Origin of the sequence: Leptospira alstonii serovar Sichuan str. 79601, from assembly GCF_000347175.1 — a bacterium.
GTDB classification, from domain to species: Bacteria; Spirochaetota; Leptospiria; order Leptospirales; family Leptospiraceae; genus Leptospira; species Leptospira alstonii.
The window spans coordinates 73,834-98,951 of record NZ_ANIK01000116.1 but is presented as its reverse complement, the minus strand read 5'-3'; the positions used below and the strand labels follow the sequence as shown (position 1 = coordinate 98,951).

The following is a 25,118-nucleotide window of genomic DNA, read 5'->3' as shown; positions in this document are numbered from 1 at the left end:
AACGAATCAGTTTTGACCTCGTGAGATTGAGTTTATTCGAACGACCCGTAGGAAGTGAGATTGAGTTTATTCGAACGACCCGTAGGAAGTGAGATTGAGTTTATTCGAACGACCCGTAGGAAGTGAGATTGAGTTTATTCGAACGACCCGTAGGAAGTGAGATTGAGTTTATTCGAACGACCCGGGTAACTCAATGAATGCCTTCCTATGGGTCGGCATTCAGGAAGTGAGACTTTAGTTTATTCGAGCGCTAATAGAAGCGGGACGCCTGAGTTTCACAAAAACGCAGGAGTTCCCACATTTCAAAGGGATTAGGTTTTAGGACTTTTACAACTTGCCTAAGAAACGTTGACCTAATCTTTTAAAAAAGCGAGACCCCAGTCCCTTACGTTACCGGCTCCGAGTGTGACGAGCTTATCTCCGGGTTTTAGAAAATCTTTCAGGACAATCACATCCTCGGCAATAACTCCGGGAAGAATTTTTGCGGAAACCTTCATGGAATCCGCGATGAGTTCGGTTTTTACACCGTCGATCGGATCTTCGCCCGCGGAATAGATCGGTAAAAGATAAACGGTTTCTCCCGTATCCAGACTTTGAGCAAATTCTTTGTAAAGACTTTGTGTCCTCGAATACCGATGCGGTTGAAAAAGAATAACCGCCCGTCCGTCTTTTTTCAGACCCTCCATCGACTGAATCACCGCCTTGATTTCGGTGGGATGATGTCCGTAATCGTCGTAAACTTCGATTCCGTTTTTACTTCCTAGATATTCCAATCTTCTGCTAACGCCGGAATACTCCGGAATTTTAGAAACGAGCTCCGCAATAGGCGCCCCCGCCTCAAAACAGGCCAGAATCGCAGCCAAAGCGTTTTTCAAATAGTGTTCCCCCGGATACTTAAGAGAAAACGAATATTCCTTTTCTTGAAAGCTAAAGCTCAAAACACAGGACTCGATCGTGTAATGTACGATTTTGCAGGAATCGACATCCGATAAAACGTCGTTTCTCACATTGTTTCGAACACCGAACGTTTCGTTCCCTAAGTTATAGGAAATCGCTCCGTTTTCCGTAACATCCGAATTGTCCCTTCTGCGATATCTCTCAACGTCCGATTTTTCCGAAAGACCCTTTGTAGTTCCGCCGGAAACCATAGATTTAGAAAAACATAATATTCTAGGACGATTCGGAATCAAAACGAGCGAATCCAGAATTCCGACATCGTCCAGATTCAAAATCAAACTTCGGGAAGCCAGTTCCATATAACGGGCAAAGGCGCCCAAAAGATTCTCCCGCGTCTTATAATAGTCCAGATGATCCTCGTCCACGTTGGTAAGAATCCGGATTTCAGCATGATGATTATTGAATGTTCCGTCCGACTCGTCCGACTCGAAAACTCCCCATTCTCCCTTTCCCCAAAAACCTCCCTTCCCGTCCAAAAACGCGACCTCTCCCCCGACCATTACGGAAGGAGACATCCCGCATTTTTCCAACAGGAAAGCGACCATCGCGGTCGTCGTCGTTTTACCGTGGGAACCCGCAACGGAAATCTGCTTTTTCTCCGCCATGATTCGATGAAGTAGTTCCGACCGATGAACTAAAGGGATTTTCTTGTCTCTGAATTTTTTCACCAAAGGATGAGAATCCAATCGGATCGCGGAAGAATAAACCGCAAGATCGTAATCCTCTACGTTTAAAAAATCGGACTTATGCAATACGGTCGCGCCGTTTGCGACCAACTTTTCGACGATCGCGGAATGTTTTCCGTCGTAACCGCCCACCTTAAAACCCTTGCTCAAAAGTAAAAACGCAAGAGAGGACATTCCCGAGCCGCCGATTCCCAAAAAGAACGGTTTTTGAAAAGATAAACGATTTGAGTCCATCGTCAATCGAGAGAGAAAAAATATTTCGCCGTATCTTTGGAAGCGTCCACGTGAGAACACTGAAGAGAACTGATGGACATGTCGTTTAACAAATTCACGTTATTTACCATTTGATCCAATATTCTAAAAAGATGGGATTCGTCCTCGTCCTTTTGATCGATTACGACCGCCGCCCCGTTGAGTTCGAAGTATTTCGCGTTCGCCATCTGGTGATCGTCTTTCGCGTACGGATAAGGAATCAGTATCATAGGTAACGCGAACGCCGCACATTCGGAAAGAACGCCCGAACCGGCACGGGCGATCACGAAGTTCGCCCATTCGTAGTGTTCCTTCATGTTGTCGGAATAAGAAATGAGTTCCGCGTCCTTCTTCGTCTTTTTGGAAACTTCTTCGTACAAAGCGGAGCCGGTCAATACTCGAAACCGAAACTGAGTGTTGATTTCCTCGTGACCCATGAGCGCGATGACGATATTGTTGATCTGTCTCGCTCCCTGACTTCCGCCCATCACGAGCACGTTGAATTGTGTTTTCTTTTTTGTGTCGTATTTTTCCGAGAACTTCAAAGACATCTTAGGGAGCGTTTTTTTTCTAAGCGGATTTCCAAGAACTTGATAATTGCAGGGAATCGCGGAATTTTTCGGCGGAAAACTAAACGCGACCTTGTTCGCAAATCGAAAGAACAATCGGTTCACGTTTCCCGGCACGGTGTTTTGTTCGCAGAGATAAATTTTCTTTTTAAAAAAAATTCCGTAAAAGATGGACGATACGGTGGAATATCCTCCCATCCCGATCACCACGTCCACATTCAATCTTTTGAATAAAAGAAAAGTTTTTAGAATCTGAATCGTATAACGAAAAGGGAATAGAAGAATATTACTCGAAAGCGGCGGAAGATCGTGCCATAAAACCGGACAAGGAGCCTGTTCAAGGTCCGGATTGTTTCGATTACGAACCAGGGAATATAAATATAAATTTTCGTATCCGATCTTTTCTTTCAATTCGGTCAACATTTCCGCCAGAGCCACCCCCGGTGAAATATGCCCCCCGGTTCCGCCGGCCGCGATTACAATCGATCTCATAGACCCAGGTTTTCCTTTCGCGTAATATTGACAAGAATTCCGAGAGAAATCAACACGATGAGAATCGACGATCCTCCGTAACTTAAAAAAGGCAGACTGATCCCCGTGATCGGAAAGATCCCGGTTACGACGAACATATTGATGATAAACTGAGTTCCTAAGACGATCAGAATTCCAGCTCCTAAATAAAATCCGAACGGATCTTTGACTTTTTGGACGAGATAAAAACTGCGGAATAACAAAACAAGGATGAGAAAAATAAAAATCATAAATCCGAGAAAACCGAAATCCTCGACAAACGTCGCGAGTACGAAGTCCGTATGACTGTAGGTTAGATACCGGTGCGCGTAACCGGACGCCAACTTATTGCCGAACCAGCCCCCGTCCAAAAAAGCGCGAAACGACGTTACAAGCTGATGACCTTCGTCGAATCGATACCGATACGGATCCAACCAGACTTCCACTCTCTTTTTTCGATAACCCACCCGATCGATCAGAATGTATATTAGAGGAAGTGAAACAATTCCCACAACGAGCAGATTTCGAAACGGAAATCCGAATAAAAAGATAAAACCCAAAATGACGAACAGGATTTCGAGAGTGGTTCCGAACGCGGGTTCGACCAAAATCAAAACGATCACGGTCAATAAAAGCAAAGTAGGAATCAAAAGTTTTTTGTAATCGGGTAACTTCAATTTTTGAAAGAGAGAAGCGAGATAAACCAGAACCGCAATCTTGGCGACCTCGGAAGGTTGTAGTTGATACGGACCGATCGCAATCCATCTGTGAAAGTTTCTCCCGTAGTAAGTCGAAACGGACTTTCCGACTCCCGGTATAAACACCAAAATCAAAAGACCGATCGCGACGATCATTCCCACGAGGGCGAGTTTTTCGAGTTTTTGATACGGAAAGACGGAAAAGAAAAAAAAGAACACAAGCCCGATGCAAATCCAAACCGCCTGTTTTTTGAGGAAATATTCGGAATCCTTAAACTCTCTCCAAGCGGTGATACTCGAAGAGGAATACATAGCGCAAAGTCCGGTGAAAAGAAGAATAAAAATCGTTACGATCAAAAGCACATCCAGGGAATTTTTTCCCGGAAGCCAAACCGCCCTCCACTTTCTTGCGATAAAATCGATCATTGAATTTTCAAAGTCGAAAGGGAGACGATTGCGAGAATGACCGCTATGATCCAGAAACGGATCACGATCTTGGTTTCTTTCAATCCTCCCAACTCGAAATGATGATGCAAAGGAGCCATCTTAAAAATTCTTTTTCCGGTCAGTTTAAACGAACCTACTTGAAGGATCACCGAAAGAGCCTCGCTCACAAAAATCGCTCCCAAGATCAAAAGAAGAATTTCTTTTTTTAAAAGAATCACGATCATTCCGAGGGTCGCGCCTAAAAACAAGGAACCGGTATCGCCCATAAACACCTGGGCCGGATGTGCGTTAAACCAGAGAAATCCGAAAAGCGCTCCCGTAAGCGCCGAAAGGAAAACGGAATACTCGTGCGCTCCGGGAAGGTACGGAATGTTCAAGTAGTTCGCAACAACGGGCGTTCCCGAAAAGTAGGCGATGATTCCGAGTGTTACGACCGAGATCGCTACGGTTCCGGTCGCGAGCCCGTCGAGTCCGTCCGTCAAATTTACGGCGTGCGAGGAACCGATGATTACCAGGATCGCAAAAGGAACGGCAAACACGCCGAGCGCAATCACGGGGCCTTTGATGAAAGGGAAGAATAAGTCCGTGAGTTGAAACGGAATTTTACCGGAATGACCGGCCGGGGTCGCGCCAGTATAATAAAAGAATAATATACAAAAGGCGAATGAGATCAAAATCGAAGACAAAAATTTGGTTCTCGCCCGCATACCGCCTTTGATTTTTTTGACGGATTTCATATAATCGTCCGCAAAACCGAGAACGGAAAAACAAAGTGAAAACACGGACAACAAAATCACATTCGGATTTTTTAAATTACCCCAGAGCAAAACCGAAAGGAGAAGGGAACCTATGATCAAAAGTCCCCCCATGGTAGGGGTCCCTTTTTTTGCCTCGTGAGACTTGGGGCCGTCGTCCCGAACCGATTCCCTGAATTTTAATCCGTATAGAAAATCGATCACCCTATGTCCGAGCCAAAACGTGACGAACATAGAAGTCAAACCCGCCATCAGAGCGCGAAAGGTAACGTAGCTGAAAATCCTAAGAGAATCGAGATGATTGAAGTAAAGATCGTAGAGATAATAAAACATTTTGCCTGTCCTGTTTTCAAAAAAACGGAGTATTCTTTTTTTGTATCGGAAAATTTCTAAAAAAGGCCGAACGCTTTTTGAACTTCTTCGACGTCGCTGAAATGACGTTTTTCCTTTCCGACGATTTGGACTTCTTCGTGTCCTTTTCCGGCCACGAGCAAACATCCGCCTTCGGGTAAAACCGACACTCCCGTTGCGATCGCACGCGCCCGGTCGACCTCCCGCAAAAGCGGAATAAAACCCGGAGAAAACCCGGTTTGAATCTCGTCCAAGATGGCCTCCGGTTTTTCGGTCCTCGGATTATCCGAGGTTAAAATCACCTGATCGGAAAGTTCCTCCGCGATACGCGCCATCTTAGGCCGTTTGGTTCGATCCCGATCCCCTCCACAACCGAACAAAGTGATCAGACGTTTGGGCTTTGAATCCCTCACACTTCGGATTATATTTTCCAGAGCGTCGGGCGTATGAGCGTAATCGACGACGGCCATACGGGAACGATCCTTGCTGTAGACGATCTGAAATCTCCCCGGAATCTGGGGGATTTTTTCCAAGGAGGAAAGCATCTTTTCCGGATCCAAGCCGAGAGCGATTCCCGTCAAAAACGCAAGGGCCGTGTTACGAACGTTAAACGAACCGAGCAGATTGGTTTTAACGTTAGACGTAATTCCTCCCGGCGATTTCAGGGAATAGGAAGTCCCTTGTAGATCGAGGGAAAGATCTCCGACCTTCCATTCTTCCGCGATACCGTCTAACGCGCTTACGGAAAGTTTCGGGAGTTCGTTTCCGATTTTCCGATAAACTTCGCTTCCGCCCGGAGAAGCGTAATCCAAAACCGCAAAGGGAGATTTGGAAACGTCCAAGATTTCAAAAAGACGAAACTTACTTTCCAAGTAATCTTCCATATCGGGATGAAAATCCAAATGATCCTGGGTAAGATTGGTGAATACACCCGCCTTCAGGGAAATTCCGTTCATTCTACCGAGTTTGAGGCCGTGGGAACTCGCCTCCATGAACACCGTATTTACCCCTTCGTCCTTCATCTGTTTGAGAATGAGGTTGAGAGAGGAAGCGTCCGGAGTGGTATAACCCGTGTCGATCAGACGATCCCCGAACTTGACGCCGATCGTTCCGATCAGTCCGCAGGTTCTTCCCTGATCCTTTGCTAATGCGAAAAGAATGTTCGTAAGAGAAGTTTTACCGTTCGTTCCGGTAACGGCCACGATTTCCAAATCGCGGGAAGGATGTCCGAGCAAAAAGGAAGCGATTTTTCCTTGGAGTTGTTCCGGATCTTCTTCGGATTCCAAAACGAACTTGGAGGAATCGATCGAAACCGAAGAACCGGCGCGGAGTAAAATTACGGAAGACTTTGTGCTGGAAATAAATTCTTTCTTATTGGAACCGATCGAATCCGCGACGCAGAAGACGTCTTCTTCCTTCGTTTTTCTGGAATCCGATTCGATATATCCGATTTCGATCGAATCCGGATTTTTTCCGGAAGGAAACGTTCTTAATTTGAGTTCTGGAAATTCACGGAGAAGGCCGGTTAACTTCATTTTCATCTTCGTTCTTTTCGGGCGGTAAATTCAAAGTGATGATTCGATCTCCCACGGTGATGGGAAGATAGTTGTACGTTTTTCGATACAGAGTTTCGATCCTTCTTGCGGAAGTATAAGTGGCGACTCCGATTTTTAAGTCGTCGTTCTTTTTAATCTGTTTGATCTTTTCGCCCGTCGCAACTCCGATTTCTCGGTTGAGTCTTGCAACTTGAACGTTCTGCCAAACATAAAGAAAGAATAAACTCAAAAAAAGAACCACCTTACCCAAGTTCAAAAATAAAATCCCGAGATCCGTCCATAAACGACGGTTTAGAAATGTGGAAAACGCAGACATCTATTCTTCCTCTTCCTCGAAATCTTCCTTTCTGTATTTTTTATCGACCGATTTCGTTTTTCTAAGCGCTCTCAATTTTGCGGAACGGGAGGCCGGATTTTCCGCGGTTTCCTCTTCGGAAGGAAGAATCGGCTTTTTGGTAAGAAGTTCGAATCCGTATTGCTTCGCATAATCTCGAAGCGAGTTTTTTACGATCCTGTCTTCCAAGGAATGAAAGGAGATGACTTGAATCACACCTCCCAAACGCAAAAGGTTAAGGAGGGAAGCCAAACCCTTTTCGATATGAGCCAACTCTTGATTGACTTCGATTCGGAGCGCTTGAAAGATCCGAGTCGCGGGATGTCTTCCCGGAGGCCAAAACTTACGCGGTATGATTTTGGAAATCAGATCCGCGAGTTCGGAAGCGGTTGCAATCGAATTTTGTTTTCTTCTGTCTACGATGACTTCCGCGATCTTCTTGGACCAACGTTCTTCTCCGTAAGTATAAAAGATATTCATCAATCGGTCCTTGGAATACGTGTTGATTACGTCTCGAGCGCTCAGACCTCCGTCCGGAGTCAGCCTCATATCCAAGGGTTCGGCTTCTCTAAAACTAAAACCTCTTCCGGAATGAAAAAGATGAAACGTGGAAATCCCAAGATCCAAAAGGATTCCCTGCGGAGTTTCGTGGATTCCGTGAGAATTTAAAAGTGCAAAATCGATCTCTGAAAAGTTCGTTTGAATCGGAATCACTCTTTCTTTACAATCGTTCAAACGCGACGTCGCTCTGGACAACATCGCGGGATCTCTGTCGCAGAGTATAACTTTGGAATTGGGAAATTCTTTTAAGAACAAAAGACTATGTCCGCCTTCTCCCGCGGTTCCGTCCAAAAATAAAACGGGATCGTCCTTATGAAAATTCTCCGTAAAAATTCGGAGAATATCCTTTCCCTGAACTGAATAATGAACGGGTTCCAATCTCGTTCCATACTTTTCCGAAGTGTCGGTCCTGCAAGGAGATTCTATTTTGACACAAGGACGCGAGGAATTATTCTAGGACCGATGGAAGAAACGAATTCTACACAATGGGACGAACCGAGGAAAAATCTTTTTTCAATCCATAAGCTGGATTATGCGAGAGGAAAAAGACCCGAAGTGGATTGTATCCTTTGCGGAATTTGTAGAAGAGATCCGGCGGTTCCGAACCTAATCGTTTCGGAGACGGATCTTACGATCGTTTCGGTGAATCTTTATCCGTACAATCCGGGACATCTGATCGTATTTCCGAAACGTCATATACTTTCTTACGAGGAACTGACTCGGGAGGAAGCTATGGAGATTCACGACGGAACCGTAAAGGCGATCACCATTCTAAAAACGCTTTGGAACGTTCAAGGGTTCAATCTCGGTTACAATCTTGGGAAGAATTCGGGCGGTTCCATTCCGCATATCCACGAACACATCGTGCCCCGATTTCCGAACGAAGCGGGGTTTCTGGACGTATTAGCAAATTCAAGAATTGTAATCTACGAACCTTTCCAAATGCAGCAAGAATGGATTCGAATCTGGAAGGAATTTCCTAACGAGCGCCCATAGAAGCGAGTTAGTTGAATTGCACGAAGTGCCAAATTCAAATTTCAGCGAAGCTGAAAAATAGAGCGCCCAAATGCACACACGTGGGGTTGAACTCTAAACAGGATAGATCTTTAATTCAAAGTAAAATCCTATCCACTGATCCCTAACAACTATCCACTTGAAACACACACGTGGGGTTTTCTCCGTCCCTTTTTCAACAGGCCTAGCCACTTGAAACAGGGAGAAACATTGAGTTATCCGAGAACCCGCCCATCCCTAAGGGGATAGGGCCGCTCCTAAAACTTGAAACCTTCGGTAAAATGTAGGAACTATCACAAAACTTAAAACATCGAAACGAATTCATTTTTTGAATTTTATTCGTCTATTGTACGGATAAGCCCACTTTTCGTTCGTTTTAACAAATACGTTAAGACGAATCCATTTTATGAAAGCGCGGGATTACCAATCGAATCCTAAAAGAAAACGAGGCGGGATTATGCGTTTAAAAAAACCGTTCTTTCTAGGGATGAACTTTAATTTTCTGAAAATAGAAACGCGTATTTTTCTGCCTTTTCTTCTAGGTTGTATCTTGCTGATCCTTCTCCTCGGAATCCTACTCTTTTACTATCAAAAAAAGAATACGGATACGACCGCGATACGAAACGTAAAGACCGTCGCCGAACAGATGCTCGCGCTTCGGATTTATTATTCGGATAATCTCGTAAACAAGGCATTGCAGGAAGGAACGGAAGTCACTTACAAATACAAAACCGTTCCGAAAAGTATTCCTCTCCCAGCGACGATCGTGAAAGAATTCGGAGAACACCTAACGCGTCAATTCGAGGGAATCCGAGTCGAGTTATACAGCGACTATCCGTTTCCCACTCGAGGTAAAAAAGGAGGTCTCGACGACTTTCAAAAAGAAGCCTTGATCCGTTTGCAGAAGGACCCGGAAATTCCTTACTATACGTTTCAAACGATCGATTCGATTCCTTACGTTCGATACGCGCTTGCGGATCGAATGCAAACTTCTTGTATTCAATGCCACAACACTCATCCCGAATCTCCGAAAAAGGATTGGAAGGTCGGAGACGTCAGGGGAATTCTCGAAATCGGTATGCCGGTCAACAAGACCGAAAGCGGAGCCGACATGATCTTATTTTCCACAGTAGCGATTCTGATCGGACTAGGAACAATCTTTATCGTCAATCATACGAGAAACAAGGAAAACGAAGCCATGGTCCTGGAACTCAATGCGAATTTGGAACAAAAAGTGGAGACTAGAACGGCGGAACTTGCAAAATCAAACGAGGATCTCGTGAACGCGGTGAGTAGTCTCGAAAAATTAATGCGAAATCTCCGGGATACTCAAAATCAGCTTGTGTTTTCCGAAAAATTGGCCGCCTTAGGTCAGTTAGCTGCCGGAGTCAGCCACGAGTTGAACACTCCTCTCGGTGCGATTTCTTCGTCCTCAAGAACCGTATCGGAAGTAGTAAATCACGAATTGAAAAAAATTCCTTACTTACTTTCGAGTTTAAGCCCGGAAGATTCGGAACGTTTCACTACGATCTTGGAAGAAAGTTTGAAACATATATCCGAATCTTCCATCTTATCGAACCGGGGAATTTGGCGGGAATTGGCCGCCGATCTGGAAAAGTCCGGAATTAAAAATCCGAACCTGATCTCTCGTACGGTCACGGATCTGGGTCTACACAAATTAGGAGATGATTTGATTCCTTTATTACAATCGGAAAAAATCGCCGATATTCTCACGGCGGTGACTTCCTTTATAACCATCGTTCGGGTAAACAACGTGATCGGAATCGCGGCGGATAAGGCTTCCAGAGTCGTAAGCGCTCTTAAAAGTTATCTGCGTCCGGAAACGGAAGCGACGGACGGAGAACTTTCCGCCATCGACATTCGGACCGAAATCGAAAACATACTTATACTGTATCATCATAAATTGCACTACGGAATCGAGGTCGTAAAAAATTACGGAACCGACAAACGATGTTTAGGCGAAGCGGACAAATTGAATCAAGTATGGATCAATCTTCTCAACAACGCCCTTCAATCCATGAACTACAAGGGAAAAATAGAGATTACGACGGAGGAACGGGACTCTTGGATCGTGGTTTCCTGGACGGACTCCGGAGCGGGAATTCCGGAAGCGATTCAAGACAAAATTTTCGATCCTTTTTTTACGACCAAAAAACACGGGGAAGGTATGGGACTCGGGCTTGACATTTGTAAAAAAATCATCGATAATTTCGGCGGCAAAATCGAGTTCCAATCCGCACCCGGTCGAACGAAATTCAGCGTATGGCTTAAAGCCGCATAACACGTGTTAGGGGAAGATACCGAATTGGATTTAAAAAACGAACCGAACGCAATTCTTTGCGTCGATGATGAACCGATCATTTTGATTTCATTGGTGCAGGAATTGAAAAATAAACTCGGCCACGAATTCATTTTCGAAACGGCTCAGGACGCGACCGAAGGTTTGGAAGTGATAGACGAGTTGTTTTCAAACGGGACGAAAGTAGCCTTGATCGTTTCGGATTGGCTGATGCCGATTACGAACGGAGACGAGTTTTTGATAGAGGTGCATAAAAAATATCCCGACATCCCCTCCATCCTCGTTACGGGGCATATCGAAAAGGGAATTTTCGATAAGGTTCAAAAAGAAGCCGGAACGTTCACGGTCCTCCACAAACCTTGGAACTCGGAGGAATTATTAAAAGTCGTCCGAAAACTTTGTTACAATTCGACCGATTGAGAAGAGGTTTTCATAACTTACAAACGCCTTCGTTTAAACCGATCGAAAACCTAGTATTCTTCTCGGTGAAAAATACAATTCGACTTGTGGGATACGTTTGCCGAACGTCGGTTACTCGAGAAATATGTTTCAAAAAGAAAACAATCGCATTTTAGAATATTCTTGGATTCTCCAGCCGATGAACCTCCGATTTTGAAAACGAAAGATCTTAAAAAAATAGAAAAACGATCCGTTTCGTTTTTTTGATTTGATTTTTATCGTCCAACTTTTTACTTAAAATTATCTTCCAAATCGAATTCAAAAACGGTATTCGGAGTTCGTTATAAAGCTCCAAATTTCGGGCGAATCGTTCTTTCCATCTTCTCAAAAAGCCGACTCACCTTTCTTCGCGGAAAACCGAATATTCAAATATAATTTTTTTTCAGTGGACGATTTGTCCGAAGAAGTAAAAGTAAATTCGTAATGAAATTATAATTCTATTACAAGAAGGATAAAACGACAAAAAGAAAAATACACGTTATTCGCGTTTGATTGCAAATAAATCGTAAAATCAAAAAAGTATGGATAAACCTAAAACCAATCATAATTCGAGAGTCGTAATAACCGGAATCGGAGTCATTCTTCCGAACACGTATTCTGTGGATACGTTTTGGAAAAATCTTTCCGAAGGGAACTCGCAGATAAACACGATCACGCGGTTTCAAACCGACGATATGCCCGTAAAAGTCGCGGCGGAGATGAACGACTTTGAATGGGAAAAGTTCCTACCCGATTTGGACGAAAAACACGCAAGACATTACAATCGTGAGACGTTCGCGATTATGGCCGCGATGGAAGAAGCGAGAAGGGACGCGAAATTGGATAAGGATTTCTTGGATCCTTCCAAGGTCGGCTTTATCGATTCCTCTTCGCGGTCTTCTCTCGCATGGTGGGAACACGCTTGGAAAATCTATCACGAGGAAAAAAATCAAAACGTCTTCGATCGTTATTCCGTTCTCACTTCGATGGCTTCCAATCCGACCAACCTTACCGCAATCTACGCGAACATACAAGGATTTGTGACTACGATCACGGCGGCCTGCGTCGGCGGTCATCACGCGATCAGTCTTTGTTATCAGGCGATTCGCAAGGGAAGAGCGGAAGTGATGTATGCGGGAGGTCACGAATTTCCGCTCATCAAACCTCTGATGATGATGTATTCCGATCCGGCGAGTTCGGTCATGTCCTCCGAAAAGGACAATCCGAAATCGGCGATCAAACCCTACGATCGTAATCGGGACGGATTTATCCTGGGGGAAGGAGCCGCCGTTCTCTGTTTGGAAAGAATGGATCACGCGATCGCAAGAGGCGCAAAAATTTACGCGGAAGTTTTGGGAACCTTCAGTTACAACGAAGCGGATCACGCGATGAGAATGGATCTTTCCGGTAAAAAGGCCGCGACCGGTTTAAACCGACTTATGAAAATCAGCGGACTCAAACTCGGAGATATCGATTATTTCTGCGGACACGGAACCGCGACGATCAACAACGATATGGCCGAAAGTCGCGCTCTTAAGATTTTATACAACGGACTCGCTCGGAATAAATGGGCGCCCCTCGGTTCCATCAAACCGATCTTCGGCCATACGTTCGGAGCCGCGGGAATCATCAATGTCGCCGCCACGGCGCTTATGCTTGAAAAACAAATCATCTGCCCCACGATCAATCTCAAGGACGTGGATCCGGAATGCGATCACGATCATATCACCGAAGGCGCAAGAAAGGTTCGGCTTCGAAACGCGATTTCGATGGCCTTTGCGATCGGAAGTCAGTCTTCCTTCGTAAGCCTAACCGCGCCGGATCTTCTTTAAGGAAAACAAAATGAAATTCGACAAACTGTATAGGCAATACGATTATTTAAAAAAATTAAGATCGGTTCTCTATTATCAGGGTGTGGTGACTCACGAGATTCTCGGAAATCTTACCGAAATTCTTAAGGATAGAATCACAAACGAAAAAAGGAAGAATAAGATCCTAAACGTGTTTGTGGAAATGGCTCAAAACGTAAGCCACTATTCTTTGGAAAAGGAAGCGGGTTACGGAATCGGTTTGATTTTAGTCAAAGAAAAAAATCATATCCTAAAACTTTCCACCGCGAACTTTCTGAGCGCGGAAACCGCATCGTCGCTTCAAACAAAATTGGATCATTTTTTAACCCTCACCGAAGAGGAAGTGAAGGAATTGTATCTGGAAAAAATCAAGGGCGAAAGACCGGAGTACAGTAAGGGCGCCGGTTTGGGTTTTTTGGAAATATTAAGAAAATCTGATTTTCCGTTTCGTTCCTCTTTCGAAAAAACTCCGAACGGAAATTTCTTTTTTACTCTTACAGTTTTTTTCCGCTTGGGATAAATTTCCAAGGTTCGGAAAGGGAAAGCGGCATTTCCCGGACTTCGATCACGATTACGGAAGTATTGTCCTTGGTCATTCTCAGATTCGCCTCTTCCAAAAGCTGATAACAAGCCTCTTTCACGTTGGACGAATTTTTTAAGATCTCCTCCAGATCGTCTATCTTGATGACGTCCGTCAAACCGTCCGTACAAAGTAGAATTCTATCTCCCGCACTTAACGAACTCGTAATATCGAAAAGATCCATCTGAAGATCGGTGGTTCCCCCGCCGATACAACTCGTGATGTAACTCTTCGAATTTTGATTTCCCCGGATGGGACCCGCAAAGGAATGATCGACCGTAATCTTATGAATTCCCCTGTGGGAAAAATGATACGCCCTACTGTCTCCCATGTTGAAAACGAGAGCCTTTCTTTTTCCGAACAGAATGCCGACTAACGTGGCTCCCATTCCCAGTTTTCCGGTCGCCTTCGCGTGATCGTTGATTTCGTGATTGATGATACCGAATAAACTCTGCCAACCGGATAGGGGCAATTCTTCCAAAGGTTGAATGGCCCTTTCCGTCCAAGCGAGTTTCTCAAGTGTCATACGACTTGCGACCTCGCCGGAGATATGTCCACCCATTCCGTCCGCCAGCGCGAGGATCAGAGGAGACTCCCGAACACCGGAAGAGGAAAACGAACCCGAAACCGTTCCGGCTACGATTTCTCCGGATACATACATCGAATCCTCGTTATGCGAACGAAAATTTCCTTTTTCCGTAATTCCAAAATAATTGATAATCATGGAGAAATGTTTGGAATTGAAATAAATTCCGAAATTATATTATAAAAATGTGTCATGAACGAACTTCAAGAACAAATCTTCTCTCCGTCGTTTTTTTAATATGAATTCGCGCTTTCATCCCGATCGTAGTAAGATTCCGATCGAATCGAAAAGTCGGAATCGTTTCGGTAAAATTTCCATTCAAATTACCTAATGATGAGAACCGAGTCTTGGACGTGTTTTAAAATTGAATCGGATTCGTTTTCCTTCCGATTTTTCGTCCGAAGTTTTTTTCCCTTTCATTTCGCGGAATATCCGCCGTCGACCGGAATCGCGGTTCCCGTGATAAAGGAAGAATCCTCGCCGCAAAGCCACACCACGGTTTTTGCGATCTCTTCCGGAATGGCGATCCGATGAAGAGGATGCAGTTTTACGAGTTGTTTTTCCGCTTCGACGGGATCCTTTGCGAGATGAAAAAGTTCGTCTAAAATTTCCGTCTTAACCGCACCCGGACAAATCGCGTTGACCCGAATATTCTTCTTCGCATATTCCAAAGCCGCGCTTTTTGTAAGTCCTACGACTCCGTGTTTTGCGGCCGCATAGGGATTGATTCCGACAACTCCGTTGATTCCGGAAATCGAAGAAACGTTCACCACCGCTCCCCCTCCTACCTTGATCATTTCGGGAATCTGATACTTCATCGAAAGCCAGGTCCCTTTGAGATTCACGTTAACCACGTTGTCCCATACATTCTCCGGATATTCGTGCAAGGGATGATTGAGTCCCATGATTCCCGCGTTGTTGATTCCGAAATCCAGTCTTCCGAATTTTTCCAAAGCGGTATCGACCACCTTCTTCACCTGTTCTCCCGAAGTCACGTCGCAGACCACAAAATGCGCTTCTCCGCCTTGGGAACGAACCGCAGATTCCAACTTTTTTCCCTCTTCGATTCTACGACCGCAAAACACGACTTTGACGCCCTTCGAAACGAGTTCGTTTACGACCGCTTTTCCGATTCCGGTGCTTCCTCCGGTCACTACGGCGACCTTGTCTTTCATCGTATTCTCCGAATATTATATTAGAATTTTAGAATTTATCTTAGATCAATTTTCTCGTTTTTCCGTTTCGAACCCGGACGAGATATTTTTTCAGATGTCCGTTGATCGCTTCCAAATCGGATAATTCAATTTCTACGGAATAGACCCCCAAATCCTGCGCAAGAATCAAAAGATATCTGAGTTCTTCGAGATGCACCTTGGCTTTCAAAATATTTTTGATCTTTTCCGAAAGAATTCTGCTCCCCCAAGCTCCCGCGACGGAAACGGGCAAAAGAATCCCGACGGAACGGATATGTTCGAAAAGGGCCCCGTGTTCTTTGGTCCCCGAATTTCTCTCTTTGTTTCCAAGCGAGTATAACTTTAGGATGAGACCGTGAGCGAGTCGCAAAACTTCCAGCCGATCGAAGTCCCTTACTTGAGTAGAACGTTGTTGTTCGTGTTCCTCCTCGGTTCCGACTTTAGGAGACGGATAAGAAGGAATATTTCTTAAAATTTTCTTAAACCCTTCGGGAACGGGCATTACTCTACGGATGGAATAATCGAAAAATAGAACGCGGATTTTTACGAGGGCTACTTTCTCCTTTCTTTGATCCTTGGAAAGACGGAACGTGAGATCGAAAGATTTTTCCCCTAGATTGTTCAATACGACGTCGATCTTAACCCGATCGTTATAGAGCAATTCTCCTTGATAGAGAATTCCGGCGTTAGCGAAGATGATACTCTTTCCGTAGATATCCGTAACCGCAAAACCGAGATATTGAAAGAATTGAAGATGCGCTTCCATCACGATATCGAGAATGGACGCAAAAGATACGTGAATATCCAGAGTGAGATCCGTTTTGCGTATGGATAACTCGGTTGAAAAATGATAGTTCTCCGGAAATTCAATCTGTATATCTGTCATTGCTATCGATCGGGCATCTTAATCGGGACATAAAATCATTTTATACTATTCGAATCTTCGTTTCCTCTCCGACTTCAAAAATAAAGTCATAGGAAAAACGCGGAACAATCCCGATTCCTCTCTCGTTCTTAATTTCGGTTTTTGGAATATCCGTCTTAAATCGATTTCGAGTTTTGTTTCAATTTATAAAAAAGTTCTTGCTATAGAGTTCTTATAAGTAAATCTTTTTATCGTTATAGTGCGCTTCAATCCGTTCGGCGTTTACCGAAACAAGAATTGTATAAAAATATTTACGAATTCTAAAAAAAGAAATTTTTTTATAACGAACCATTTTCGTATAGGCGCCTTAGTAAGAAAGATTCGTTCCGAGTACGAAAAGTTCGTCATGTCCATACCGATCCGGAAACATAGAATCATTGGAAAAAATCGTGAAGATCTTTAAAAATCCCGATGATATGATTCGAGAAACGGTAAACCCGGGAATGTATCTGCATCTTTCGGCGACGATGTCCAGACCCAACGCGCTCATCTATTCCCTCGCCCGTTGTTTTCAACATTCCAATCCCGAGTTCGTCATCAGCATGGCTGGAATTCATTCCAGCGCGCACGCGCTTACGATTTCAAAAATCGTAAAAAGAATGATCACCGGTTTTGCGGGAGACAATTATCCGAAACCCTCTCCTAATTCATTATATTCTAATTTATTGGAAGGTAAACCTTTCGAACTCGAACTCTGGTCCCTTCTCAGCATCGTTCAAAGATTGATGGCGGGCGCGATGCGGCTTCCGGGTTTTATCACCAACTCCCTTTTGGGAAGCGATCTGATCCTGGACAAATTGGGCAACTCCGCGTTCCTATTTCCCGATCCCAAACATCGCGGCACAAACGGCTCTCACCCTCCGAATTATAAAGGTAAAAAAGGCGTGGACCTCGTCTACATTCTCCCCTTAAATCCGGACCTCACCCTTTTGCACGCGGTTGTGGCGGACGAGGAAGGAAACCTGGTTCTCTGCCCTCCGAGCGGAGAAAAAGATTGGGGGGCGCTGGCCGCCAAACAAGGAGTGATCGCAACCGTGGAAAAAATCGTTCCCAGAGGTTCCATTCCTGCGGAACTCGTTACGATTCCGGGCAATCGTGTCAAAGCCGTTTCCGTAGCGGAGTTCGGCGCCCATCCCCAATCTTTGCGCGTCCACAATTTGACGGGAGTTTCCGCCTTTGAGGGACTTTCCACCTATCTGGACGACTACGAATTTCAAATCGAAGCCAACGAGGCGGCTAACGCACCTTCTCGCGCGGAAAAATGGTATGCGGATTTTGTAAACTTACAGGGCGGTCACTCGGAATATCTGGAACGTCTGGGAAGCGCTCGTCTTAAGAGATTAAAAAGTATTCCCAAAGAAAACAAAGCCGTCATTCCGGAAGATCCGAAAACAGTGAACGACTCGGAACAGATGATCATTCTCGCCGCGAGAGCGATTCAAGAATACGTCAAAACCAAAGGTTACAAAACGATTCTCGCGGGTATCGGCGCGGCTCATATCTCGGCTTGGACCGCGGCGCGGTTTTTGGAACAAGAGGGAATTTCCGTCAAGGTCATCACGGAGCTCGGGTTCTTTTCTATGAAACCTCACACGGGGGACGTTTTTCTTTTCAGTCAACTCCATACCAAAGACTGTACGATGCTTTCCGACATCACGAGTATTTTAGGAACCGTGGTTCCCGATCACTGTCTCGGCGTTTTAGGCGCGGCGGAAGTGGATTGGTTCGGCAATATCAATTCCACAAAAACTTCCAAAGGAAAATTTCTCGTCGGTTCCGGCGGCGCCAACGATATCGCCGCGGTCGCGGATTGTATCGTGGTCGCAAAGGCGAATCGGGGGCGATTTGTGAAACACGTTAACTACATTACTTCAGTGGGAGACAGAGTGATGGAAGCGGTCTGTCAATTCGGAAGATTTCAAAGGACTCCGAACTCGGATCACGTTTTCGAGTTCTCTCATTGGATCCCGCCTCCTTCCGACGAAGAGATGGAACCGGAGGAAGCGGTATTACGTTATACGTCTTGGCTCCCTCCGGACGAGGACATTCCTCTCATACGGGAACCTCCGGTTACCTCGGAAGAACTGACCGCGTTACGCGAATTGGATCCGGAAAAGATTTACACAGAACAATTCATGGTATATACAAGACTTCCATAATAAAATGAAATTTGAATTTACTAGAGGCCCCTTATGAGCGGAAAAAATCAAAGCTCGAACGGAATCGGAATTACAGGTTTCGGTCATTATTTTCCGAAAAAAATCGTCACCAACGACGAGGTCCGCTCCCGTCTGAAATTTCCGGAAATGCATCCCGCGGAAAAAGCGGTGATCGGAAACATAGGAGTGAACGAAAGAAGAAGAGCCGACGAAACGGAAACCGTTATGTTTATGGCCGCAAAGGTCGCGGAGATGGCTTTGAAAGACGCCGGAAAAAAACCGGAAGACGTGGATCTCTACATTCTCGCCAACTGGACGGATCGTTATTATCTTCCCGATCTCGCTCCGCAAGCCTCCAAACTTTCCGGAACGACAAACGCGCTCGCCTTTGACGTAAGCACCGCCTGCACCGGATTCGTTCACGGAGTTCAAACCGCTTCCGCCTATTTGGGTACTGGAAAATTTAACAACGCTCTTGTAATAGGAAGCGAACGTTTTTCCGTCAGAACAAGAATGGGTGGTTACGGTGAATTTACGGCGGGAGACGCGGCGGCCGGCGTTTTTTTGGAGCACACGGGCGATAAAAATTCCGGAATCATCGATTCCTTTCTGCAAGACGACGGGGACTTGGCGGGAATCATCGTGACCGGTCCCCCTCCCGCGAGTTACGTGAAAAGTTATCCCGAACTCGTCACCCGCGCGGCCGATCTCACTCTCGAGTCCATGGATCTACTTTTGGAAAAAAACGGTCTTACCGTAGACGACGTGGATTGGGTCGTTCCTCATCCCGGTACGGACGTGGTCGTTCAGGACGTTCTCAAAAGGACTAAGTTCCCTAGGGAAAAAATTCTCATGAACTTCGAAAGAATGGGAAACACTTCCGCGGCTTCGATTCCGATTGTTTTATCAGAATATTATTATAAAGGAAAATTCAAAAAAGGAGATGTATTCCTCACCCCCGCGGTAGGAGGCGGATTTTATTGGGGAGGACTCTTATTTCGTCTTTGAACGATTAAAAGGTATCGACATTTATGAAAATAAACGGTTACGAAATTAAAGAGAGAATGAATACCGATTCGTCGACGGAGGTTTATAGGGCCGTTCGTTTGAAGGACGGAGTCGACGTGGTCGTCAAATACATTCCGATTTTGGACGAATTGCACCCCGCGGTGGTTAATCTTAGAAACGAATACGAAATCCTAAGTTATCTTGCCTCCGAGAAAATGATTCACGCGTTCGGGATGGAAAAAATTCCGGAAGGTTTTATACTGATCTTGGAATTCGTTCCCGGACAATCCCTCAAACATTTTTCGGGGAAAAAACCGGGCAACCTAAACAACTTCTTTAAAATCGCGATCGACCTCGCGGAAAAACTCGGAGAAATCCATAATAAAAAAGTAATACACAAGGATCTAAAGCCGGACAATATCATATTCAATCCGGATACGGAAGTTTTAAGAATCGTGGACTTCGGAATTTCCACACGACTCTCCAAGGAAGAAACTTCCTGGTCCAATCCGAACCGCCTCGAAGGAAGCATCCACTACGTTTCTCCGGAACAAACCGGTAGAATGAATCGTTCCGTGGATTACAGAAGCGATTTTTATTCTCTCGGCGTCACTTTCTACGAACTTCTCACCGGTAAACTTCCTTTTGAAAGCGACGATCTTTTGGAACTCGTTCACTTCCATCTCGCCAAATCCCCCGTCGATCCGCGTAAGGTTCGCGGCGAAATTCCGGAGGCCCTTTCTCATGTCGTATTAAAACTTCTTTCAAAAACCGCGGAGGAAAGATACCAAACCTCGGAAGGACTCAAATCGGACTTGGAGTTCATCCGGGACAAATGGTTGGAGTCGGGAGACGCTCCCGCCTTTCCTTTGGGGGCCACGGATTATTCTCACGAATTCAAAATCCCTCAAAAACTCTACGGGAGAGAGGGATACATAAAAGCGTTGTTAGGCGAATTCAAACGAATGACGGAAACCGGAAGGACGAACGTCGTACTCATCGCGGGTTACTCCGGCGTCGGTAAATCCTCCCTTGTCAAAGAGATCAACAAACCACTCACCGAATCGAAAGGATATTCCATTTCCGGAAAATTCGATCAGTACAACCGTAACGTTCCCTTCAGCGCAATCATTCAAGTATTCTCCAATTTGATCGAACAAATTCTCACGGAGTCTCCCGAAAGAATCGAAGACTGGAAAAACAAAATCAGAACCGCTTTAGGCGCGAACGGAAAAGTCATAACGGACGTTTTGCCGGAACTCGAGTTCATCATCGGGGAACAGGTTCCCGTTGCGGAGTTGGGACCTCAGGAAAACGCGAACCGTTTTTATTTGGTATTTCAGAATTTTATAAAGATCTTCGCCAATCAGGATCATCCCCTCGCGATCTTTTTGGACGATTTACAATGGGCGGACACTCCTTCTTTGGAGCTTGTCAAAAATCTGATCGAAGACGCTTCCGTAAATTACATTTTTCTGATATTGGCTTACAGGGACAACGAAGTGGATTCCACACATCCCTTCTCCGCGCTCATTACGGGTTTGGAAAAGGAAGGATTTCGTCTGGATAAAATCCTGCTCAAACCTCTAAACCTGGAAAACGTGAACGAACTTTTATCGGACAGTTTACGCAGGCCCGCCGAAGAAACCCTAAATTTTGCGGAGGTGGTATTTTCCAAAACGAGGGGAAATCCGTTCTTTATCAACGAACTGTTGAAACAATTGTCCAAAGAGGAAATCATCTTTTATCAAAAGGGAAATTCCACGATTTTGGGAAGATGGATCTGGAATCTTGAAAAAATCAAAGAGACGGAAATTTCGGATAACGTGGTCGATCTTCTCGTTAAAAGGATCAAAAAACTTTCTCCTAGAACTCAGGAAACCTTAAAACTCGCGTCCTGTATCGGAAGTAATTTCGATCTCGCAATTCAATCCAAAATTTTAGGCGTTACGTTAAAGGAAACCGCGGCGGCGCTTATGGAAACCATGGAAGAGGAATTGATCGTTCCGATCGGAGACAATTATCGCCTTGTAGATTCGATGGTCGAGATCGAAAAAAATAAGGATAAGAATTTTCAAACCGCAAAGTCGATTCAATTCCGATTTCAACACGACCGCGTGCAACAAGCCAGTTACGAACTTCTGAGCGAGGATCAAAAAAAATCCTTACGACTTCGGATCGGAAGAATCCTCCTCGAAAACTCAAACGAAAAGGTTTTGGAGGATTCGATCTTCGACGTGGTAAACCACTTGAACACCGGTTCCTCGCTTGTTACGGAAAACTCCGAAAAAAGAAAATTCCTGGAGTTGAATCTTCAAGCCGCGCAAAAGGCGAAACTTTCCGCCGCTTACAAACCCGCGAAGTTGTATGCAGAAAAAGCGAAAGAACTTCTATTCTCCCTTTCCAAAAAGGATCTTTGGGAAAAGGAATACGATCTCACCTACTCGGTTCATAAAGAACTCGCCGAAATTCTTTATCTCAACGGCAACTTCGAAGAATCTCAGGAGACGATTCAAAATATTCTCAAACAGGCAAAAACTCCCGTCGAACAAGCGGAAGCCTACAACTTACTGATGATCGAATATTCGGCCCAAGGTAAATACGACCTCGCAATGCCGACCGTAATCAAGGCCCTAAAACCTTTGGGGATTGAACTTCCCGTTTCCGGTTTCGACAAGGTTGTAAAAAAAGAAATCGAAGAGGCGAAAAAGAACCTGAAGGATCGAAGCGTAACATCGTTGTTAGACGCTCCTTTGATGAAGGACCAGAATCATATCTGGGCCGTGAATCTTTTAATCAGCGCGATCCCGATGGCTTACAATAAGGAACCCGCCCTTTTTCCGGTGATCTGTTTGAAGATGGCGAACCTTTTGTTGAAATACGGAAACCTTTCCGACTCGTACGGTTACTCCTGTTACGGTATGGTCCTAGTGAATCAATTAAACGACTACAAAGGCGCGTACGATTTTTGCGAACTCGCGGTAAAACTCAGCGAGAAATATATGAACTCGGGCGGATATACGAAAGCCGCGAATATTCTCGCGAATTATTCTTCCTCCTTTGTTAAACACCTTAAATTTTCGGAAGATATAAACGTCAAATGCGTTCAATCCGCTTTGGATTCGGGGGAATTTTTACACGGAAGTTATGCCGCGATGAACGATGCGTCTAACGTAATGTTCCAGGGAAAAAATCTGGAAATCCTAAAACCCAAAATCAATCAACTGCTCAAGTTCGTCAGAAAGGTAAAAAACAATCTTGCGATCGATACGATCCTCGGTACCACTCTCATTCTTTCCAACCTTAGGGGAGAAACGGGCAGTCATCTCGACTTCTCTTCCACAGAGTATCTTGAAAAAGAATACATCGATCTCTGCAACGATCATCAAAGTTTGGCTCCGATCTGTACCTTTAAGGTGATGAAGGTTCGTTCCCTTTTGATGTACGGGGAATATCAACTCGCGCTTCAGGAAGCGGAGGAAACGAACGGAATGATTCTCTATTTAGGAGGTCAGTACGGTCCGCTCGAACATAACTTCCTATATTCACTCGCCCTCGCCGCGAACTATAAAAAAGTTTCTCCCGATCTTAAGAAGGAATATCTTAAAAAGATTCGGGAAAATCAAAAACATCTTCTTACCTTGGCCGAAAGTTGTCCCGAAAACTTTTATCACAAATATCTTCTCGTGGACGCGGAACTTGCAAGACTCCAATACAAAAACTGGAAAGCGGCTAGGACCTACGAAGCGGCGATCCGAGAAGCGAGAAAGAACGAATTTCAAAACGACGAAGCGCTCGCTTGCGAAAACGCCGCGATGTTCTGGCTCTCCAAAGGCAGCGTTAAAATCGCGGGAGAATTTATCAACGAAGCGTTTCATCGTTACGGTCTTTGGGGAGCCAATCTCAAACAAAGTATGCTCAAGTCCAAGTTTCCGGAATTTATTCGGGAAAGGGGAACCGGAATATTACGTACCCACCGAACGATTTCCAGCACGACCGCTACCGCTACCGAAATGTATTCGGGTCAAACGCTGGATCTTCAATCGGTATTAAAAAGTTCCACCGCGATTTCCGGAGAGATTAAACTGGAAAATCTCCTGGACAAATTGATGAAGATCGTGATCGAAAACGCGGGAGCGCAAAGAGGTGTACTCATCCTGAAAAAGGAAGGGAAACTTTATGTGGAAGCGGAGGGTTCGATTTCCAAAGACGACGTGGAAGTATTAACGGGTATTCCCCTCGGTAACAGCAAAAATCTTCCGATCTCTCTCATCTACTACGTGGAAAGAACCAAGGAAAATCTGGTTTTAAGAAACGCGAGCCAGGACGAGAAGTTTAACAAAGACGAATATATCAAAAATTCTAAAACGAAATCGATTCTCTGCGCGCCCGTAATCAAACAGGGGGAAATTTCGGGAATTCTTTATCTCGAAAATAATCTTTCGGAAGGTGCGTTCACTTCGGATCGACTTCAGATCATGAACATTCTTTCCTCTCAAGCGGCGATCTCCATCGATAACGCGTTACTCTACGCGAACATGGAAGAGAAGGTCAGGGAAAGAACCAGAGAATTGGCTCAAGCCAACGCGGATCTGGAACTTAAGAATCAGCGTATCACGGATAGTATTACGTATTCTTTGAATATTCAACAAGCGATCCTTCCTTCGAACGACACTCTCGCTAAAAACTTGCGCGAACAGTTCGTCCTTTTCAGACCGAAGGACATCGTATCGGGAGACTTCTACTGGTTCAGTAAAAAAGAAGGATCGATTTTTCTCGCGGCGGTCGATTGTACTGGACATGGAGTTCCAGGCGCGTTAATGTCAATGATAGGCAATACCTTGCTGAACCAAATCGTAAACGAAGCGGGAATCAAAGATCCGGGTAAGGTTTTGGAACATTTAAACCGAAACGTTCGACAAGCCTTAAAACAAGACACGTTAGGCGCAAACTCTTTGGACGGAATGGATATCTGTTTCTGTAGAATCGACGAGGATAAGGTGCTGTTCGCAGGCGCCAAAAGACCGCTCTATTTCTCAAAGGGTGATAAGATCGAAGAAATTAAAGGCGATAGACACTCGATCGGCGGAAGACAAAAAGAGGATTCCAGAACGTATTCCACTCACGAAGTGAAATTGGAAAAGGGAAAGTCCGTCATGTTTTATCTCACGACGGACGGTTATATGGATCAACCGAATCCGCAAAGACAAAGGATCACAAGCAAGGGACTCATCTCCCATTTGCAAAACGTCCTTTCCTTATCCGCACGCGAACAAAAGGAACGATTGTCCTCCTTTTTGGACGAATATCAAGCGGGAGAGGCTCAGAGAGACGATATAACTTTGATCGGATTTAGAATCTGACCAAGC

Annotated in this window: 18 protein-coding genes; 8 read left to right on the top strand and 10 right to left on the bottom strand. The window is 45.0% G+C overall.

What is annotated here, in order from left to right; all coding sequences use genetic code 11:
* Nucleotides 1-353: 353 nt before the first annotated feature.
* Genes LEP1GSC194_RS19450 through rsmH form a run of 7 tightly spaced genes read right to left on the bottom strand, consistent with a single transcriptional unit; the run spans nucleotide 354 to nucleotide 8,102 of the window.
* Nucleotides 354-1,877: a UDP-N-acetylmuramate--L-alanine ligase gene (locus LEP1GSC194_RS19450; protein WP_020775133.1), complete on the bottom strand. Its 1,524-nt coding sequence runs from the start codon at nucleotides 1,875-1,877 to the stop codon at nucleotides 354-356.
* Between the two features lie 2 nt (nucleotides 1,878-1,879).
* On the bottom strand, nucleotides 1,880-2,956 hold the full coding sequence (locus tag LEP1GSC194_RS19445) for a UDP-N-acetylglucosamine--N-acetylmuramyl-(pentapeptide) pyrophosphoryl-undecaprenol N-acetylglucosamine transferase (RefSeq protein ID WP_020775199.1): 1,077 nt from the start codon (nucleotides 2,954-2,956) through the stop codon (nucleotides 1,880-1,882).
* A complete protein-coding gene (locus tag LEP1GSC194_RS19440) occupies nucleotides 2,953-4,098 on the bottom strand; it encodes an FtsW/RodA/SpoVE family cell cycle protein (RefSeq protein ID WP_020775155.1) in 1,146 nt (381 codons plus the stop codon). The genes LEP1GSC194_RS19445 and LEP1GSC194_RS19440 overlap by 4 nt, the downstream gene beginning before the upstream one ends.
* Nucleotides 4,095-5,207, bottom strand: a complete 1,113-nt coding sequence (gene mraY, locus LEP1GSC194_RS19435) for a phospho-N-acetylmuramoyl-pentapeptide-transferase (protein WP_020775167.1) — start codon at nucleotides 5,205-5,207, stop codon at nucleotides 4,095-4,097. The genes LEP1GSC194_RS19440 and mraY overlap by 4 nt, the downstream gene beginning before the upstream one ends.
* Before the next feature lie 56 nt (nucleotides 5,208-5,263).
* A complete protein-coding gene (locus LEP1GSC194_RS19430) occupies nucleotides 5,264-6,766 on the bottom strand; it encodes a UDP-N-acetylmuramoyl-L-alanyl-D-glutamate--2,6-diaminopimelate ligase (RefSeq protein WP_036043815.1) in 1,503 nt (500 codons plus the stop codon).
* On the bottom strand, nucleotides 6,735-7,097 hold the full coding sequence (locus tag LEP1GSC194_RS19425; protein WP_020775177.1) for a hypothetical protein: 363 nt from the start codon (nucleotides 7,095-7,097) through the stop codon (nucleotides 6,735-6,737). The genes LEP1GSC194_RS19430 and LEP1GSC194_RS19425 overlap by 32 nt, the downstream gene beginning before the upstream one ends.
* Entirely contained in the window at nucleotides 7,098-8,102 is a 1,005-nt protein-coding gene (gene rsmH / locus LEP1GSC194_RS19420; protein ID WP_081605146.1) for a 16S rRNA (cytosine(1402)-N(4))-methyltransferase RsmH, read from the bottom strand.
* A 36-nt stretch (nucleotides 8,103-8,138) separates the two neighbouring features.
* Between rsmH and LEP1GSC194_RS19415 the strand changes: the two genes are divergently transcribed.
* From LEP1GSC194_RS19415 to LEP1GSC194_RS19395, 5 genes are all read left to right on the top strand, one after another.
* Nucleotides 8,139-8,672: an HIT family protein gene (locus LEP1GSC194_RS19415; RefSeq protein ID WP_020775188.1), complete on the top strand. Its 534-nt coding sequence runs from the start codon at nucleotides 8,139-8,141 to the stop codon at nucleotides 8,670-8,672.
* A 475-nt stretch (nucleotides 8,673-9,147) separates the two neighbouring features.
* Nucleotides 9,148-10,992: an ATP-binding protein gene (locus LEP1GSC194_RS19410; RefSeq protein WP_036043829.1), complete on the top strand. Its 1,845-nt coding sequence runs from the start codon at nucleotides 9,148-9,150 to the stop codon at nucleotides 10,990-10,992.
* Nucleotides 10,993-11,016: 24 nt separating this feature from the next.
* Nucleotides 11,017-11,430, top strand: a complete 414-nt coding sequence (locus LEP1GSC194_RS19405) for a response regulator (protein WP_021064401.1) — start codon at nucleotides 11,017-11,019, stop codon at nucleotides 11,428-11,430.
* Nucleotides 11,431-11,990: 560 nt separating this feature from the next.
* Nucleotides 11,991-13,280 carry a beta-ketoacyl-[acyl-carrier-protein] synthase family protein gene (locus LEP1GSC194_RS19400; protein WP_020775125.1) on the top strand — a complete coding sequence of 430 codons (1,290 nt, stop codon included), beginning with the start codon at nucleotides 11,991-11,993 and terminating at the stop codon, nucleotides 13,278-13,280.
* 10 nt (nucleotides 13,281-13,290) lie between these two features.
* On the top strand, nucleotides 13,291-13,818 hold the full coding sequence (locus LEP1GSC194_RS19395; protein ID WP_020775117.1) for a SiaB family protein kinase: 528 nt from the start codon (nucleotides 13,291-13,293) through the stop codon (nucleotides 13,816-13,818).
* Here the strand turns inward: LEP1GSC194_RS19395 and LEP1GSC194_RS19390 are convergent.
* The 3 genes from LEP1GSC194_RS19390 to LEP1GSC194_RS19380 form a co-directional block, all read right to left on the bottom strand.
* Complete coding sequence (locus LEP1GSC194_RS19390) at nucleotides 13,793-14,602, bottom strand: PP2C family protein-serine/threonine phosphatase (RefSeq protein WP_020775173.1); 810 nt, start codon at nucleotides 14,600-14,602, stop codon at nucleotides 13,793-13,795. The two genes, LEP1GSC194_RS19395 and LEP1GSC194_RS19390, sit on opposite strands and share 26 nt — an antisense overlap.
* Nucleotides 14,603-14,880: 278 nt before the next feature.
* Entirely contained in the window at nucleotides 14,881-15,639 is a 759-nt protein-coding gene (locus tag LEP1GSC194_RS19385; protein WP_020775169.1) for a glucose 1-dehydrogenase, read from the bottom strand.
* A 40-nt stretch (nucleotides 15,640-15,679) separates the two neighbouring features.
* Nucleotides 15,680-16,543, bottom strand: a complete 864-nt coding sequence (locus LEP1GSC194_RS19380) for an acyl-CoA thioesterase (protein WP_020775183.1) — start codon at nucleotides 16,541-16,543, stop codon at nucleotides 15,680-15,682.
* Nucleotides 16,544-16,959: 416 nt separating this feature from the next.
* On the opposite strand from LEP1GSC194_RS19380, the gene LEP1GSC194_RS19375 reads away from it, so the two are divergent.
* From LEP1GSC194_RS19375 to LEP1GSC194_RS19365, 3 genes are read left to right on the top strand one after another with little or no spacing between them, the layout of a single operon-like run.
* A complete protein-coding gene (locus LEP1GSC194_RS19375; RefSeq protein ID WP_021064392.1) occupies nucleotides 16,960-18,741 on the top strand; it encodes a CoA-transferase in 1,782 nt (593 codons plus the stop codon).
* 33 nt (nucleotides 18,742-18,774) lie between these two features.
* Complete coding sequence (locus LEP1GSC194_RS19370) at nucleotides 18,775-19,749, top strand: ketoacyl-ACP synthase III (protein WP_020775137.1); 975 nt, start codon at nucleotides 18,775-18,777, stop codon at nucleotides 19,747-19,749.
* A 23-nt stretch (nucleotides 19,750-19,772) separates the two neighbouring features.
* Complete coding sequence (locus LEP1GSC194_RS19365) at nucleotides 19,773-25,112, top strand: AAA family ATPase (protein ID WP_020775181.1); 5,340 nt, start codon at nucleotides 19,773-19,775, stop codon at nucleotides 25,110-25,112.
* Nucleotides 25,113-25,118: the final 6 nt, after the last annotated feature.

Coding starts and splice junctions, on each gene's coding strand:
- LEP1GSC194_RS19450 (WP_020775133.1), bottom strand. CDS start 1,877: ATGGACTCAAATCGTTTATCTTTTCAAAAACCGTTCTTTTTGGGAATC.
- LEP1GSC194_RS19445 (WP_020775199.1), bottom strand. CDS start 2,956: ATGAGATCGATTGTAATCGCGGCCGGCGGAACCGGGGGGCATATTTCA.
- LEP1GSC194_RS19440 (WP_020775155.1), bottom strand. CDS start 4,098: ATGATCGATTTTATCGCAAGAAAGTGGAGGGCGGTTTGGCTTCCGGGA.
- mraY (WP_020775167.1), bottom strand. CDS start 5,207: ATGTTTTATTATCTCTACGATCTTTACTTCAATCATCTCGATTCTCTT.
- LEP1GSC194_RS19430 (WP_036043815.1), bottom strand. CDS start 6,766: ATGAAAATGAAGTTAACCGGCCTTCTCCGTGAATTTCCAGAACTCAAA.
- LEP1GSC194_RS19425 (WP_020775177.1), bottom strand. CDS start 7,097: ATGTCTGCGTTTTCCACATTTCTAAACCGTCGTTTATGGACGGATCTC.
- LEP1GSC194_RS19415 (WP_020775188.1), top strand. CDS start 8,139: ATGGAAGAAACGAATTCTACACAATGGGACGAACCGAGGAAAAATCTT.
- LEP1GSC194_RS19410 (WP_036043829.1), top strand. CDS start 9,148: ATGCGTTTAAAAAAACCGTTCTTTCTAGGGATGAACTTTAATTTTCTG.
- LEP1GSC194_RS19400 (WP_020775125.1), top strand. CDS start 11,991: ATGGATAAACCTAAAACCAATCATAATTCGAGAGTCGTAATAACCGGA.
- LEP1GSC194_RS19395 (WP_020775117.1), top strand. CDS start 13,291: ATGAAATTCGACAAACTGTATAGGCAATACGATTATTTAAAAAAATTA.
- LEP1GSC194_RS19390 (WP_020775173.1), bottom strand. CDS start 14,602: ATGATTATCAATTATTTTGGAATTACGGAAAAAGGAAATTTTCGTTCG.
- LEP1GSC194_RS19385 (WP_020775169.1), bottom strand. CDS start 15,639: ATGAAAGACAAGGTCGCCGTAGTGACCGGAGGAAGCACCGGAATCGGA.
- LEP1GSC194_RS19380 (WP_020775183.1), bottom strand. CDS start 16,543: ATGACAGATATACAGATTGAATTTCCGGAGAACTATCATTTTTCAACC.
- LEP1GSC194_RS19370 (WP_020775137.1), top strand. CDS start 18,775: ATGAGCGGAAAAAATCAAAGCTCGAACGGAATCGGAATTACAGGTTTC.
- LEP1GSC194_RS19365 (WP_020775181.1), top strand. CDS start 19,773: ATGAAAATAAACGGTTACGAAATTAAAGAGAGAATGAATACCGATTCG.